Here is a 16131-nt window from a genome sequence, read left to right on the forward strand (position 1 = left end):
TCAGCTCAACCGGATGCGCGGATCGACGATCGCGACCGCGATGTCGGCCAGGAGGTTGCCGAAGATGACGAGGACGGCCGAAAACATCAGCAGGCCCATGACCACGGGATAATCACCGTAACTGACAGAATCGAGGAACAGGCGGCCCATGCCCGGCCAGGTGAACACCGTTTCGGTCACCAGCGCGCCCGTCAAAAGGGCAGGAAGCTGCATCCCGGCCAGCGTTATCATCGGCAGCAGCGCATTACCGACGATGTGCTTCATCAGGATGCGCCGCTCGCTCAACCCCTTGGCACGCGCGGTCTTGACGAAATCCTGGTTCATCACGTCCAGCGTCGCGGTGCGCATGTACCGGCTCCAGATCGCGATATGGACCAGCGCCAGCACGATGCTCGGCATGATCAGGTGGTGCAGGTAGTCCAGCACCGACTGGTCACCGACAGAATACATGTTGCCCGCCGGCAGCCAGCCGAGCTGCAGCGAGAATATGTAGATGCCGACAAGGCCGAACCAGAACGTCGGGATCGACAGCGCGACCATCGCGGCGATCGTCGCCACGTTGTCGAATGTGGAATAACGGTGCGTCGCCCCGCGAATGCCGACCCAGGTGCCGATACCGATCGCAATCACGGTCGATGATCCCATCAGCAGCAAGGTCGCCGGAACGTGCCGGGCAATCACGTCGAGCACCGATGCACCGTCACGGAAGGAATGCCCCCAGTCGCCCTGAACCAGGCGCCAGGCCCAGTCGAGGTACTGGACCCAGATCGGGCGGTTGAGCCCAAGCTGTTCCTTCAGACGCTCCATGTCGTCCGCCGTCATGCCGGGGTCCAGCGCATATTGCGCCAAGGGGCCGCCGGGGATGAGGTTCAGGATGAAGAATCCGATCAGTGAGACGATCACCAGAAGGATGACGATCTGCACGAGGCGATTGAGCAGGAAGCGCAGCATTCAACCCTCCTTCTTGGTCTGGCTGGAGGGCGCGGCCGCGTCGCCATCGGGCTTGCGGTTGCCGTCGGCCAGATACCAGCCCGCGGCGTGCCACGATTCGGTGCGTGTATTGCTGTTGGCCTCAAAGCCCTTGATGTCGGCATCGCGCCCGAACACGTTGCGGTATTGGAAGATCGGCAGCAGCGGCAGGTCGTGACGCACGATTTCCTGCACCTCGAAATAGATCGCGCGGCGTTCTTCCTGATCGAAAGTGCGTGCTCCCTTGTCGAGCAAGGCGTCGACCCGCGCGTTTTTGTACTGTGCGTTGTTCGATCCGCTGCCGCCCTGAACATTGATCGACCGGCTGTGCAGGCGGTTGGTCGCGTCGGGATCTCCGCCGATCAGGTAGGTACTGCCGACGAGCACGGAATCGAATTCCGACTGCGTCCAGAAATCGCCCCACATCACTGCAGATGGCAGGTTCGCGATGGTGATCTCGACCCCGATCTCGCGGAAGGTCTGCTGGATGTATTGCTGCGCCATTTCGCGCAAGTGGTCGCCCGACGTCGTCGAGTTTTCGAACGACAGGCGCACCCCGTTCTTGGCGCGGATGCCATCGCTGCCCGGAACCCAGCCTGCCTCGTCCAGAAGTCGGCGCGCCTCGGCAAGGTCGAAGCGATGTTCGGGCAGGTTCGGATTATAGAAGAACGACTGCTTCGGCATGAAGGTCTCGGTCGCCTCGGGTACGCCGTCGTAAAGCGAATCGATGATCGAGCGCCGGTCCAGCGCGTGATAGAGCGCGCGGCGCACGGCCAGTTCGCGGAACTGCGGCCGGCCGAGGTTGAGGTAGAACGATTCGACCGATGACGACAGGACAGGCTCGACCACCTTGCCCGGAAGCTTGCTCGCTTCCTTGTAGTTGTCGGGCGAGATGTAGACTTGGCCCACCATATCGATCCCGCCGCTCTTGAACTGGGTGTAGAGCACGGTGATGTCGGGAATGTACTTGAAGATCAGGCGGTCGAGATACGGGCCCTCGCCAAAGTATTCCTCGTTGGCGACGAGTTCCAGGTGATCGCCCGGAACACGCACGCCCCACTTGAACGCACCGGTGCCCACAGGATGCTGATTGAAGGGGATGGAATTGAGGTCGTCCGCCCCATCGAATACGTGACGCGGCACGATGAAGGTTTCGCACAGGAACGACAGGTAGGGCGCAAACGGCTCTTCCATGCGCCAGGTGATCTCGGTCGGCGAAACGACCGTGATGTCGCGCACCAGCGAGTGGCCCGACGTGCGCCAGGCGCGGAAATCGGGATTGACAATCAGCTCCAGCGTGAACTTCACGTCCTCTGCCGTAAACGGACGGCCATCGTGCCAGCGCACGTCATCGCGCAGCTTGATCCGCCAGTTGAGGCCGTCGGCGGAAATGCCGCCGTTTTCAAGGCTGGGAACTTCCGCCGCCAGATTGGGCTGAAGACGACCCTGCGGGTCCATCCGAACGAGCGCGTCGAAGACGGAAAACAGAACCCCGTCGTCGGCCTCGGAATGGACCATCAACGGGTTGAAAACGGTCGGTTCCTGCGACAGGCCGACGACGACTTCATCAAGGTCGCGCCGCGACACGCGCGCGGCATTCGTCCCGTCCGATGCGGTATCCGCGTCCGGCTTGCCCAGCAGATTATACGCGATGATCCCGCCGCCGCCCACGGCCAGCGCCGCCAGCACGCCGCGCCGGCCGATCCCTTGTTTCATGCTCGTATCGGTCATCGAACGCTTCCTGCCTGCGCGGCTTCTGCAAGGTCGCTGGCGCGGCCCGGAATGGCGGCCACCAGTTCGCGTGTGTATTCGGATCGGGGCGCGATGAAGATCTGCGAAGGCGGCCCGTATTCGACGATCTGGCCCTTCTGCATGACCGCGATTTCGTCACAGATCTGGCTTGCCACGCGCAAGTCGTGGGTGATGAAGATCATCGCCACGCCGGTTTCACGCTGGATTTCCTGAAGCAGTTCCAGGATCTGGGCCTGGATCGACACGTCGAGCGCCGACACAGCCTCGTCCGCGATGAGCAGCTTGGGCCTGAACATCAACGCGCGGGCAATGCCGACACGCTGACGCTGGCCGCCGGAAAACTCGTGCGGATACCGGTCGTAGGCGCTGGCGTTAAGGCCGACGCGTTCGAGCAGCGCTTTCGCCTGTTCCCGCGCCTCGGCCTTGGACATGCCGTGCGCGATCGGTCCGACCGTCAGGCTGTAACCGATGGTCGCGCGCGGGTTCAGCGATGCGAACGGGTCCTGGAAGATCATCTGGATTTTCGTGCGCAGCGGCTTGAACGCTTTTTCCGAAAGGCCCGCGATCTCCTGCCCCTCGAAACGGATCGAGCCGCCTTCGTTGTCGAGCAGCTTCATCAGCACGCGGCCCAGCGACGACTTGCCCGAACCCGATTCCCCGACGACGCCCAGCGTGCGTCCCGGCGCAAGATCGAAGGAAATGTCGTTCACCGCCTTCACGATGCGGGGCGGCTGGAACATGCCGCGCGCGGTCCGATAAGTCTTGGTCAGCCCTTCGACTTCCAGCAATTGCGAAACGCCCGTTGCCGGCGCGTCGGTTTCGCGGTCGTCGCGGCGCATCTTCGGGACGGCGGCGATCAGCTGTTTGGTATAGGGATGTTCGGGCGCGTTCAGCACCTGCTGCGCGCTGCCCCGTTCAACGATGTGGCCCTTTTCCATCACCACGACATCGTCCGCGATCTGGGCGACGACGCCGAAGTCATGGGTGATGAACATCACGCTCATGCCCTTGCGCTGCTGGATTTCGCGAATGAGTTCGAGAATCTGTGCCTGCGTCGTCACGTCGAGCGCGGTGGTCGGCTCGTCCGCGATCAGCACCGCCGGTTCCAGAGCCAGCGCCATCGCGATCATCACGCGCTGGCGCTGTCCGCCGGAAAGGCGGAACGGGTACTGGTGAATCATCACCTCGGGATCGGGCAGGTTCACCTCGCGCAGCAACGACAATGCCTTCTCGGCCCGCGATTGCGGTGTGCCGACATCGTGCGCCGCCATCACTTCCTCGATCTGCGCACCCACGGTCATCAGGGGGTTGAGCGCGGAAAGCGGGTCCTGGAAGATCATCGAAGCGACCCGGCCGCGCAGATCGCGCAGGACATGCGGCGGCGAAGTTGTGACGTCGACGCCGTCAAGCACGATGCTGCCCGACTGCACGCGCAGCGCATTGGGCAGCAGCCCCATGATGGCATTGGCCGAGACCGACTTGCCGGAACCCGATTCCCCGATGATGCACAGGATCTTGCCGCGCTGAAGATCGAAGGAGACGTTCTCGACCGCGTAGAGCCGGTCCATGCCCTTCGGCAGCGCGACGGTAAGATCGCGCACGGACAGGGCAAGGTCGCCGGTTGTCGTTGGCTCCGCGTTTTCAACCATTCGGCCAAAATCCCTCTGCTTGGCGATCCACCGGGCTCACGGTCCCGGCTTGTCGTTCGCCCGTCCAACGCCCCTGCACGATTGCGCAAGGGCCACGGCCTGGCGACCGGCTGCTCTATCCACCTTGCAAGTGTGATGGTTCCCGGTCGCCATATTCATCAAATCTGCGCAGCGCCGCAGCAGGAAATATTGTAATGTGTTCACTGCTTGGCATTTCCGCGACGATCCGCCCTCCTCGCGCCAGCCGCCGACGCAGCTTTTCCCGTGAGAATTTGAGGGTAGGCGCCATCATTCCCCCTTCCCCCACGCGCGGGGGAAATGGGCGTATCACACGGGCCGAAAGAGGGCCTGCCCCTTGCCGATGACCGGATCTGGGCACCAAATCGCATGAAATCGACGTATTTCGGAGCATCTTCGACATAACCTGCCGGGGCGATGGTGGAATGTCCGATGAACCGTACTGAACGATTGGTCGAGGCCAGAGACGATGTCACCTTATGTCGAACGCATTGCCAGCGACGAACACCTTCCCGAATCCGTCGACGTCGTCATCGTCGGCGGCGGCATAGTCGGTGTTTCGGCGGCATATTTCCTTGCGCGGGGCGGCCATTCGGTCGCGCTGATCGAAAAGGGGCACGTGGCCTGCGAACAATCCAGCCGCAACTGGGGCTGGTGCCGCCAGCAGAATCGCGACTATCGCGAAATGGCGATTTCATCCGTGGCGATGCGGCTGTGGGATGAATTTTCGGCCGAACTGGACGACGACGTCGGCTTTCGCCGCTGCGGCCTTTATTACGCGACCGACAACGAGGCACAGCTTGCCGCCTGGGCCGAGTGGACCCCGTTCGGCCTGGAAAACGGTGTCGAAACCCGAATCCTGAGCGCGGAGGAAATCCGGCAATACATTCCCGAAGGTCCGCGCAAATGGATCGGCGGCGTTTCCTCGCCCAACGACGGCAAGGCCGAACCCGCGCTTGCGGCCCCCGCCATCGCGCTTGGCGCGCGAAAGCATGGCGCGACGATCCATCAGAACTGCGCCGCGCGCTCGCTCGACATCACCAATGGCCGGATCACCGGCGTTCACACCGAAAAGGGCCTGATCAAGGCGAACGCCGTATTGTGCGCGGCCGGTGCCTGGGCATCGCGCTTCCTGCGCCCGCATGGCATCAGCTTTCCGCAGGCGGGCGTGCGTCAGACGGCGATCCGCACCAAGCCGACCGAGGATGTCGGCTCGTGCCTCTATGCGCCCGATTTCGCGATGACGCGTCGTCTGGACGGCAGTTACACAATGGCGATCAGCGGCAAGGCAACCATCGACCTGACGCCGCAGGGCATGCGCTATTCGCGCGAATTCCTGCCCCAGTTCATGAAGCGGCTGAAGAACGTCCGGCTGGCTGTCGGCCCTTCGTTCGTGACCGGGCCGGAATCGCTGCTCTCCCTGCTACGCAACGACGAGACGGTCTTCGAACGCACCCGCGTGCTCGACCCCGCGCCGCAGCAATGGCTGGTCCGCAAGATCATGGCGAACGTACGCGCCACGTTTCCGCAGCTCGCCGATGTCGAGATGGAAGGCGCGTGGGGCGCGCTGGTCGATTGTTCGCCCGATGCGGTCCCGGTCATTTCCAAGGTCGATCAGGTCGAGGGCCTTGTCCTGGCCGCGGGTTGTTCGGGCCATGGTTTCGGCATGGGGCCGGGAATCGGCATGCTGGCGTCCCAGTTGCTGGTGGACGACGAACCCTGCGTCGACCCGACACCCTTCCGCCTGTCGCGCCTGGTCGACGGCTCTCCGCTCGAAATCGGCGGTCTCTGACACGAAAAAGCCAGGGACGCTTGGCGGCGCCCCTGGCTGATGCCTGTTCGGCTTGGTCCGAACCGACGCGGCTCAGGCCGCGGGTTTGAACGTCGCGTAGATCTTGCCGACGTCGACCTGGCTGTCCCAGGAAACTTCAGCGCCCTGTTCGATAATCAGGGTATCGCCTTTCCGGAACGTTGCCGACGTGCCCGCCGCGTCGACGAAGACGATCTCACCGTCCAGCAAGTGCATGAGTTCGGTGTGGCGGAAAAAGATCGGCTTGCGTGTGTAGGGCGTTGAATCCCACACGCCGCAGCTGAACTGGCCATCGGCGGACAGGAAATGGTTGTTCGAACGGCAAGAGGGCCTTTCGGAAATCAGGACTTCATCCGACGGCGGGTTCGACGGATTGAGCACGGCGTCGTTGTCGATCGCCATGATCTGCGCCGCCCCGCCCTCGCCATCGGGATAGGCCATGCCGATGATCGAGACCGGCACCTGTGCCTCCCACGAAAACGGCGTGCCGCGCGCGATGACCGCGCTTTCGCCCTTGGCCAGATCGACCGTCCCGTCGGCGCCGGAAAGGCGCACCGCGCCGTCCGTCACCAGCACGAAAGTATCGGCATCCAGGGCATCGGATTCGCCGCTGCCCGCATCGAGCGCGATCGCCATGACGCGGCAGGGACCGGCCTTTACATCAAGGGTGCGCGCACCGCTGTTGAACGGATCGGCGGCTGGTGCCGTCCCGCTGGAACGGGCGATCAGGTCTACGAAAGTCGGACAATCGGTGGTCGTGGTCACACTTATCTCCTGTGAAGGCATGGCAGGCGCGCGGTGCTGATGGATCGGTGAAGATCACACCGGGCCGCGAAAAAGTCGGCGCGCGCCGGGCAGGCGCGCGCCATGTCGTCAGAAATACTTGAGCCAGGCGATATCGCGGCGGCGACGCTTCAACCCGGCGTACCAGACGGTCGGGAAGTAGAGCACGACCAGCATGATCGGGTACCACAGGAACACCCAGTGGTAGTTGTCGAACATGTAGGCGTTGCCGTTGTTCGGGCCATAGAACGCCAGCGCACTGTGATAGAGAATGCGCAGCACGGTGAGGTGCAGCAGGTAGAAGAACATCGGAGCCGCGCCAAAGGGCGCCAGCGTGCGGATCAACATGCTGCCATCGATCTTTTCAAACCACACCAGCAGCAGCGCGCCGCCGCCCAGCGTGGGCAGCAGGAACAGCAGCGAGGGCGGATACTTCGTCATCGAAATGAAGCTGATGACGCTGCGCACCGAATTGCCTTCGGTCATGAACCAGGGCTTGTCGCCATAGACGTTGAGCAGGCGCAGCAGGATGAAGGCCGCGATCATGCCGAAACCCAGCATCAGCAAGTTGCGATTGCGCTTTTCTGCCGAATAGTCCGGGCGGAACCAGGCCCCTGCGGCATAGCCGAGCGAAATGACACCCAGCCAGGGCAGGATCGGGTACGTCGTCTTGGCGACGAAGCCGAAGGGCAACTGGATCACGTCGCGCTGATACAGGATCGCCCAGAGCGGGAAGAGCGGGTTGTCCGCGCTCATCCGGAACGGGTCGAGCAGGTTGTGCAGGCAGACGATGGCAAGGCCGAACGCGATCAGCGCCGGGCGCGGCAGCCGCATCAGGGCGGCGAGCGCGATCATACAGATGCCGATGGCCCAGATCACCTGCAGCCAGAACGTCGGCTGCGGCACGATTCCCCAGTAGAGCGGAGAGAGATAGACCAGCTCGATCACGATCAGCAGCGCACCGCGCTTTACCAGGTACGATGTCGTTTCCTGCACCGTGTGATTGAGGCTGTAGAGGTAGACACCCATCCCCGTCAGCGCCACGAAGATCGGGGCACAGAAACTGACGGCAAAGCGGGCAAAACCCATCGCGGGGATCACGGTCGCCGCGTCGATCGGATCGGCGACCATGTAATTGACGAACCAGGTTTCGCGCAGATGATCCAGCAGCATGAGGACCATGACGAAGCCGCGAAGGGCGTCGATATTGGCAAGGCGGGACTTCACCTTCGCAGGTGTCTGCACCGATGGGACATAGTCTGCCGGCGCTGTCGGCATTGTTGCACTGCTTGCCATGATCCGCCTCCGTCTGGTGATATTACGTCGCAGGCATAATGTCGCACATGATGATCGATACAATTGGCGAGTTTGCGAAGAAACTGGCGCATTGTTTCAAAATCGAGGCGGGCAAGAGCAGTATCTACCGCCCCTACCCGATCCTTTCCGCCCCGATCCCTTGCAGGGAAGCCCGCGATCAGATCCCTTCGGGAAGTGTCGCGATCGCGTCCACCTCGACGAGATAACCGTAGTGGAGTTCCGGCACCGGAACCACGGTTCGCGCGGGGCGTGCATCGCCCAGCATCTCGCCATAGACGCCGTTGAACTTGGGCCAGTTCTCGACCCCTACGATATAGGCGGTGACGCGCACGAGGTCCGCAGGCGATCCGCCGGCTGCCTCGAGGATCGCCAGCATGTTCGCAAGGGCCTGCCGCGCCTGTGCTTCCAGCGCCATGTCGTCCAGCGGCACCTTGTCGGCCCTGATCGGAAGCTGGCCCGAGATATACAGGGTCTGACCCGTGCGAACCGCCTGCGAATAGGCCCCTGCCGGAGCGGGCGCCTTGTCGGTCGAGATAATCGTGTGCTTCGTCGCCATCACCAACCTCCGAAACGCGGCCACTCGGCCTCGACGGCATCGCTGCCGCCGCGCACCACGTGATAGGACGAATGCTGCGCGCCGGTTGCGCAGGCGTGATTGGGCAGGATGCGGACCCGGTCGCCGATCTTCAGGTCGGGAAGCTTCGCATCGGAACCTTCGCGAACCGCGATGATGCCGTGTTCCTGGTTCGCATCGGCAAGGATGAGGTCGCCGTAAGGCTTGCCCTCGATGTCGCAGACCAGGCCATAGCCCTGATCGACGTCCTGTTTTGCCGTGCCGCGGTCGCGTGACATCGCCATCCAACCCGCATCGATCAGGATCCAGCCTTTCTCTTCCTGGTGGCCGATGACCGTGCCCAGCACAGAGACGGCGATATCGTCGATATCGCAGATGCCGATGCCCGCCATGACGAGATCGAAGAACACGAAAACACCGGCGCGCACTTCGGTGACGCCATCAAGGTTCTGGGCATGGTGCGCCGTCGGCGTCGACCCGATGCTGACGACAGGGCATTCGTGGCCTGCCTCCCGCAGGATCGTGGCGGCGTCGACGACGGCCTGCCGTTCCTCTTCGGCGGCGCGCCGCAGTTCCTCTACCCCCCGCGCGCCATAGCTGGCACCGGCATGGGTAAGGACGCCGCGAAGCTCAGCCCCGTCGGTCAGGGCCGCGGCGATATCGACGAGACGCTGCCGATCGCGCGGCAGGACGCCCGAGCGGTGCCCGTCGCAGTCGATCTCGATCAACGCGGGGATGGCCATGCCTGCCTCACGCGAAAAGTCCGCGACGGCGCGGGCCTGCTCTACCGTGTCCAGCACGATGGCAAGATCGCACCCGGTGCGCCGCAATTCGGCGATCTTGGGCAGCTTTGCAGGGGCAATACCCACTGCGTAAATGATGTCCTTGACCCCGGCGGCGGCGAAAAACTCCGCCTCGCGAAGGGTCGATACCGTGGCCGGGCCTTCGTTCGATGTCATCACCCGGCGCGCCACTTCGATCGACTTGGCGGTCTTCAGGTGCGGGCGCAGCGATACTCCGAACCCCTCAAGCCGCGAGCGCAGGCGGGCCACGTTCCGGTCCATCTTGTCGACGTCGAGAACGAGGCAGGGCGTTTCCAGATCGTTGATCGACGCAGCGGCCTGCCCGTCCCGCCCCGTTTCGAGTATCGCTGTTTCGGTCACTGTGAGGGTTCCTTCGTTCTGTAAATTTCGGACGGGCGGATCATTCGGGAAAATAGCCGAGCATGGCCTTTGTCTCGAGGTATTCCTCGAAACCGAACGCGCCATATTCGCGGCCATTGCCCGATTGCTTGTAACCGCCAAAGGCCGCGTGCGCGCTCCACGCGGGTTGATTGATATGGACTTGCCCGGCCCTGATCTGCCTTGCGACGCGGCGCGCACGTTCCAGATCGGCCGACTGCACATGAGAGCCAAGGCCGTAACAGGTGTCGTTCGCGATGCGGACCGCGTCTGCCTCGTCCTCGTAGCCGATGAGCACGAGAACAGGGCCGAAGATTTCCTCGCGCGCGATGCGCAGGTCCTGGGTCACGTCGCTGAACACGGTCGCCTTGGCAAAGAACCCACGCTCCAGCCCCTCGGGCCGGCCGGGACCGCCGCAGATCGGGCGCGCGCCTTCGGCGATGCCGACTTCGATCAGAGACTGGACCTTGTCGAACTGCGGCCGGTTGGCGAGAGGGCCGAGCACCGTTTCCTCGTCCGCGGGGTCGCCGACGATCATCGCCTGCGCGGCAGCGGCCGCGATTTCCTCGACTTCGGCAAGACGTTCTTTGGGCACCAGCATGCGCGTCGGCGCGCTGCACGATTGCCCCACGTTGCGCAGTGCAGCCCCGACGCCAAGCGGAACCACGCGCGCGAAATCGGCATCGTCCAGAAGGATGTTGGGCGATTTTCCGCCCAGTTCCTGCGTCACGCGCTTTACGGTCGGCGCGGCGGCCTGCGCCACCTGTATCCCCGCGCGCGTCGATCCGGTGATGGACACCATGTCCACTTCGGGGTGGCTCGAAAGCGCGGCGCCGACATCCGGGCCGCCACCCATGATCATGTTGAAGACCCCGGCGGGAATGCCGGCGTCATCGATGACTTGCGCGAACATCTGCGCGCTGAACGGCGAAAGCTCGCTGGGCTTGAGCACCATGGTGCAGCCGGTCGCCAGTGCCGGGGCGACTTTGGCCGTGACCTGGTAAAGCGGCCAGTTCCAGGGCGTAATCAACCCGCACACGCCGATCGGTTCACGCGCGATGGCCGTCGTCCCTTCCTGGCGAAGGAACGGGAAATCGGCCAGGACCTCGATCGCGGCGCGAACGTGCGCGATGCCGAACGGCACCTGCCCGGCGCGGGAAAAGGCAATCGCGCTACCCATCTCGCGCGTGATCGCCTGTGCGAAATCCTCGGCCCTTTCCTCCAGCAGCGCGAGAACCTTTTGCAGCATCTGCGCCCGTTCTTCGGGAGAGGTCGCCGAAAACGTCGGAAAGGCACGGCGCGCGGCCGATACCGCCCGTTCGACATCTTCGGTCCCGCCCATGCTGACCGTGCCGATCTGCTCTTCGCTGACGGGGCTGATGACCGGCTGGACTTTGCCCGGCGCGGCAGGGGCGACCCATTCACCGTCGATGTAGAACTTGTCGCAGGTGGTCGTCATCGTGGCTCTGCCTTGGTCAGCTATCGAAGCGCGCATTTCGCAAGGGACGAGACATCGCCCGCCGAAATCGCGTGGAACACCATGAGCTAAAGGCTTTCCATCAGCGCCCGCAAGGCAAAGTCCGATACCGGCTCGCCAGAATCTGCCTTAAATGGCCGCTTGCTCGGTATAATACCGCAGTCGAAAGGACGGAGCCCGTCCAACGCCGCCGCACAGGCAGCCAGACTTCACGCCACCGGAATTACCACTAGAGCTGCGAATTCTCGATCAGGGCGCGCACGTTCCGGGTGTGCCCGATCGCGGCGGTCCGTGCAGCGTCGATGTCGTTTTCCGCCACGGCGGCAGCGATCAGCATGTAGTCGGCAAGCCGGATATCCTGCAGTCGCTGCGACGCGTACTGCGCATGAATGATATGCATCCCAACTGCTGGGAAAAGCCGCTGAAGTTCGTGGTTGCCCGCAATCGACAGGAGCAGGCGATAGAATTGCCGGCGGGCGCGATTAAACGCCCCGCCCTCGTCATGCCGGGCCGTGTCCTGCAGTTCCGCCAATGCCCGGTCGAGCTGTTGACCATGGCACTGCGGATCGAACCGTTCCGCCGCCTTGCAAGCCAGCAGCTGCGTCATGGCACAAGCCACTTCGAGAACGTCAAGGCTTTGTTCCACGCTCAATTGCCGGATAGCCGGAGAGCGATTGGCGCTGAGGTCCACCACCCCGCGCGCGGCAAGATGCTGAATAGCCTCGCGCACGGCGTTCCGCCCGACTTCGAATCGGCGCGCAAGATCGGTTTCGGCTAACCGCTGCCCCGGCACCAGCCGCCGCGCCTCCAGCTCGTTGATAATCCCGATGTAGACCCGGCGTGACGATCCGGCCGGTTCGGAACCGGCCGTGTCCTGCGCATCTTCGTCCAGAAAGCTCATAAACGCCTGCACCTTGATTGTTCCACAATCTTGTTCCATAACTCTACCAGAAATACCAGAGAGGTCGCCAGAGAGATCCATGACGAAGATAAATGCCGATCTGCACGGAAAGGTGGCTCTCGTCACGGGTGCATCAAGCGGGCTGGGCGCGCATTTCGCGACGGTGCTGGCCAAGGCTGGTGCCAAGGTCTTCATCGGCGCAAGACGGATCGAGGCGCTGGCCGCTCTCGCCCAGGACATAAACGATGCGGGCGGGCGGGCCGAGGCGATCAGCCTCGACGTGACCAATCCGGCGAGCATCGAGTCCATCTCGGATGCCGTCTCGCAGGTCGACATCCTCGTGAACAATGCCGGGATCACGCGCGAAAGCGCCATGCTCGACATGAGCGAGGACGATTGGGATGCGGTAGTCGACACCAATGCCAAGGGCGTCTTCCTGATGACCCAGGCCGTAGCACGCGCGATGAAAGCGCGCGGCACAGGCGGATCGATCATCAATATCGGCTCGATCCTCGGAATCCGGCAGGGCGGCATGGTGTCGACTTATGCCGCTTCGAAAGCCGCAGCCCTGCAACTGACCAAGGTCTCCGCGCTTGAACTCGCGCGCTACGGCATCAGGGTGAACGCCATCGCGCCGGGTTACTTCAAGACCGAAATGAATGCCGAATTCTTCGAAAGCAGCGCCGGGCAGGCCATGGTGAAACGCATCTCGATGCGCAGGCTTGGCAATCTGGACGATCTCGATGGTCCCTTGCTGCTGCTCGCTTCGGATTCATCGCAATACATGACCGGCTCCGTCATCGAGGTCGATGGCGGTCACCTCCTCAGCACTTTATAAGCGGGAAAACGAATGACCGATCGGGCAAAAGCTATCGCAGACAAGGTGGAGACTTTCGTTCGCGAAGTCGTGATACCTTATGAAAAGGACCCACGGCGCGACCATCATGGCGCGCCGCTGGATGAAATGGTCGACGAGATGCGCGAAAAGGCGCGTGCGGCGGGCGTGATGACACCGCATATCCTCGACGATGGATCGCATCTTACTCAGGTCGAGACGGCACTCGTTCTCATCAAGTCCGGCCTTTCGCCCTTGGGCCCGCTGGCCTGCAACACGATGGCGCCTGACGAGGGGAACATGTACCTTCTTGGCCACGTCGGTTCGCCCGAGCTGAAGGACCGGTTCCTGAAGAACATGATCTCGGGCCATGCGCGCAGTGCGTTCTTCATGACAGAACCTGCCGATTGGGGCGGCGCGGGCTCCGATCCTTCGATGATGAAGACGACCTGCCGCAAGGACGGCAATCACTGGGTCATCAACGGCAAGAAGACCTTCATCACCGGCGCCGACGGAGCGAAGGTCGGCATCGTCATGGCTGCGTCCGAGGAAGAGGATTCCAAAGGCGGCGCTTGCATGTTTCTGGTCGATCTGCCCGATCCTGCCATCCGCATCGTCGACGTGCCCAACACCATCGACACCTCGATGCCCGGCAGCCACGCCACGGTCGAGATCGAGAACCTGCGCGTTCCGGCCGACCAGTTGCTGGGCCAGCCGGGCGAAGGGTTCAAGTACGCTCAGGTCCGCCTGTCGCCCGCCCGCCTGTCGCACTGCATGCGCTGGCTTGGCGCGTGCATCCGGGCGCAGGAAATCGCCACCGACTACGCCTGCCGCCGCGAGGCGTTCAGGAAGACGCTGATCGATCACGAAGGCGTGGGCTTCATGCTGGCGCAGAACAAGATCGACATCCAGCAGGCCGAACTGATGATCCACTGGTGCGCCAGCGTGCTCGACACCGGCGATCTGGGCACCACGGAAAGTAGCATGGCCAAGGTCGCGGTATCCGAAGCGCTGATGCGCATCGCCGACAACTGCGTGCAGGTCATGGGCGGCACAGGCGTGACCGACAAGACGATCGTCGAACAGGTCTTCCGCGAAGTGCGCGCTTTCCGTATCTACGACGGCCCGACGGAGGTCCACAAATGGTCGCTTGCCAAGAAGATCAAGCGCGAATGGCGCGACGCGCAGGCGGATTGAGCCATGGTTGACGACATCACCGAGGCCAATACCGGCACCACCCCGGTTCGCGAGGGCTACGAGGTCGATTTAGACAGCCTGACCGCGTGGATGGAAGACAATGTCGAAGGCTTTGCCGGCCCCCTGACGATTGAACAGTTCAAGGGCGGGCAGTCGAACCCGACCTACAAGCTGAGCACGCCGGGCGCGAAATACGTCCTGCGCCGCAAACCACCGGGCCAGCTGCTGAAAGGCGCACACGCGGTGGAGCGTGAGGCGAAGGTCATGACCGGCCTCGGCAAGGCAGGCTTTCCTGTGCCCAAGGTCTACGGCATCTGTACCGACGACGATGTCATCGGCACCTGGTTCTTCGTGATGAGCATGGTGGAAGGGCGCATCTTCTGGGACGCGACTTTCCCCGAAGTATCCCGCGAGGACCGGCCTGCCTACTTCGATGCGATGAACAAGGTCATGGCCGACCTCCACAGCGTCGATTACGAGGCCGTCGGCCTTGGCGACTATGGCAAGCCGGGCAACTACTTCGCGCGCCAGATCGGCCGCTGGTCCAAGCAGTATCTTGCCGACGAAGAAGCGGGCCGCAACGACGACATGGACCGCCTTGTCGCCTGGCTGCCCGAAAACATCCCGGATGGTGACGAGACCACCGTCGTCCACGGCGACATGCGCTGCGACAACATGATCTTCCACCCGACCGAACCGCGCGTTCTGGCAGTGCTGGACTGGGAACTGTCGACGCTGGGCCACCCGCTCGCCGACTTTGCCTATCACGCGATGATGTACCGCATGCCGCCCGACATCGTGGCGGGCCTCGAAGGGGCGGACCTTGCCGCGTTGAACATTCCGAGCGAGGATGAATACGTTGCCGCCTATTGCAAGCGCATGGGGCGTGACAGCATTCCGAACTGGGACTTCTACATCGCGTTCCAGTTCTTCCGGTTAGCCGCGATCTTCCACGGCATCAAGGGCCGCGTTATCCGCGGCACCGCCGCCAACGCACAGGCGAAGGAACGCGCCGAGGCCTTCCCCCGGCTTGCCCGACTGGCGGCAGAAGCGATGGACCGCTGCACCTGATACGAGAAGAGCCGCCGGTCATCCCGGCGGCTCTTTTGGTTTCTGGCTCTGCGGCCTGATCAGCCCAGCTTGCGGACCGGGTCGCTGCCGTCCCAGTTTTCCGCCGCATCCTTCATCATCGCGAAGAATTCAGGCCCACCTTCGGCAAGCTGGACGAATTCCACGAGGCCGCCTGCGCCAAAGCCGGGATCGGCATAGATGACATAGCCGGTCTCGCCGACCTTGCCTTCGACCACGATCGTCGCGCCTGCGTCCTCGACAGCCTTGCGGGCGACCTCGATGTCCTCGACCACCTGGCAGGTGTGATGCATGCGATCATGCACCTTGTACTTGCCGGTGTAGTGCGCGGGGGCATCGTTGTCGGGGCGCACCAGTTCGATCTGCATGTCGTTCCAGTAGGCGATGGCAACGGTGAAGACCGCGTCCGTCGGTTCGCCCATGCACTTCATGTCGCCCAGCCGGATGTTTTCGAGCAGGAAGAAAGGACCGACACCCATTGTCTCGGTCCAGTACTTCAGCGCCGCGTCGAAATCCTCCGGCAGGTAGGCGTTCTGCATGATCGGGCCGATACCCGCGATTGTGTTGGCCTTGGGCATG

14 protein-coding genes are annotated in these 16131 nt (G+C 63.0%); 4 read left to right on the forward strand and 10 right to left on the reverse strand.

What is annotated here, in order from left to right:
* The 3 genes from FAX90_RS15130 to FAX90_RS15140 are packed head-to-tail and all read right to left on the reverse strand — an operon-like array spanning position 1 to position 4370.
* Positions 1-951, reverse strand: coding sequence for an ABC transporter permease (locus FAX90_RS15130; protein WP_144098270.1), 951 nt, complete (start codon positions 949-951; stop codon positions 1-3).
* A complete protein-coding gene (locus tag FAX90_RS15135; protein WP_144098271.1) occupies positions 952-2700 on the reverse strand; it encodes a peptide ABC transporter substrate-binding protein in 1749 nt (582 codons plus the stop codon).
* Entirely contained in the window at positions 2697-4370 is a 1674-nt protein-coding gene (locus FAX90_RS15140) for an ABC transporter ATP-binding protein (protein WP_144098272.1), read from the reverse strand. The genes FAX90_RS15135 and FAX90_RS15140 overlap by 4 nt, the downstream gene beginning before the upstream one ends.
* A gap of 487 nt (positions 4371-4857) precedes the next feature.
* Between FAX90_RS15140 and FAX90_RS15145 the strand changes: the two genes are divergently transcribed.
* Positions 4858-6180 carry an NAD(P)/FAD-dependent oxidoreductase gene (locus FAX90_RS15145; protein ID WP_144098273.1) on the forward strand — a complete coding sequence of 441 codons (1323 nt, stop codon included), beginning with the start codon at positions 4858-4860 and terminating at the stop codon, positions 6178-6180.
* Between the two features lie 72 nt (positions 6181-6252).
* Here FAX90_RS15145 and FAX90_RS15150 read toward each other — a convergent pair whose 3' ends face one another.
* From FAX90_RS15150 to FAX90_RS15175, 6 genes are all read right to left on the reverse strand, one after another.
* The gene (locus tag FAX90_RS15150; protein WP_144098274.1) at positions 6253-6963 is read right to left on the reverse strand and encodes a cupin domain-containing protein; all 711 of its coding nucleotides are present in this window, start codon (positions 6961-6963) and stop codon (positions 6253-6255) included.
* Between the two features lie 108 nt (positions 6964-7071).
* Positions 7072-8277: an acetyltransferase domain-containing protein gene (locus FAX90_RS15155; protein ID WP_338080297.1), complete on the reverse strand. Its 1206-nt coding sequence runs from the start codon at positions 8275-8277 to the stop codon at positions 7072-7074.
* 178 nt (positions 8278-8455) lie between these two features.
* Positions 8456-8854 carry a RidA family protein gene (locus tag FAX90_RS15160; RefSeq protein WP_144098275.1) on the reverse strand — a complete coding sequence of 133 codons (399 nt, stop codon included), beginning with the start codon at positions 8852-8854 and terminating at the stop codon, positions 8456-8458.
* Positions 8854-9936, reverse strand: coding sequence for an alanine racemase (locus FAX90_RS15165; RefSeq protein ID WP_205700713.1), 1083 nt, complete (start codon positions 9934-9936; stop codon positions 8854-8856). Before FAX90_RS15165 ends, FAX90_RS15160 begins: the two co-directional genes overlap by 1 nt.
* 139 nt (positions 9937-10075) lie before the next feature.
* A complete protein-coding gene (locus FAX90_RS15170) occupies positions 10076-11512 on the reverse strand; it encodes an aldehyde dehydrogenase family protein (RefSeq protein WP_144098277.1) in 1437 nt (478 codons plus the stop codon).
* 247 nt (positions 11513-11759) lie between these two features.
* The gene (locus FAX90_RS15175) at positions 11760-12512 is read right to left on the reverse strand and encodes a GntR family transcriptional regulator (protein ID WP_240704941.1); all 753 of its coding nucleotides are present in this window, start codon (positions 12510-12512) and stop codon (positions 11760-11762) included.
* Between FAX90_RS15175 and FAX90_RS15180 the strand changes: the two genes are divergently transcribed.
* The 3 genes from FAX90_RS15180 to FAX90_RS15190 are packed head-to-tail and all read left to right on the forward strand — an operon-like array spanning position 12511 to position 15534.
* Positions 12511-13269, forward strand: a complete 759-nt coding sequence (locus FAX90_RS15180) for an SDR family NAD(P)-dependent oxidoreductase (RefSeq protein ID WP_144098278.1) — start codon at positions 12511-12513, stop codon at positions 13267-13269. The two genes, FAX90_RS15175 and FAX90_RS15180, sit on opposite strands and share 2 nt — an antisense overlap.
* A 12-nt stretch (positions 13270-13281) precedes the next feature.
* Positions 13282-14463, forward strand: coding sequence for an acyl-CoA dehydrogenase family protein (locus FAX90_RS15185; protein WP_144098279.1), 1182 nt, complete (start codon positions 13282-13284; stop codon positions 14461-14463).
* 3 nt (positions 14464-14466) lie between these two features.
* Positions 14467-15534 (forward strand): phosphotransferase, encoded by a 1068-nt coding sequence (locus tag FAX90_RS15190; protein WP_144098280.1) that lies wholly within the window; start codon positions 14467-14469, stop codon positions 15532-15534.
* A gap of 59 nt (positions 15535-15593) precedes the next feature.
* Here FAX90_RS15190 and FAX90_RS15195 read toward each other — a convergent pair whose 3' ends face one another.
* The gene (locus FAX90_RS15195) at positions 15594-16130 is read right to left on the reverse strand and encodes a VOC family protein (protein ID WP_144098281.1); all 537 of its coding nucleotides are present in this window, start codon (positions 16128-16130) and stop codon (positions 15594-15596) included.
* Position 16131 lies beyond the last annotated feature (1 nt).

Origin of the sequence: Croceicoccus sediminis, assembly GCF_007570835.1 — a bacterium.
Classification (GTDB): domain Bacteria; phylum Pseudomonadota; class Alphaproteobacteria; order Sphingomonadales; family Sphingomonadaceae; genus Croceicoccus; species Croceicoccus sediminis.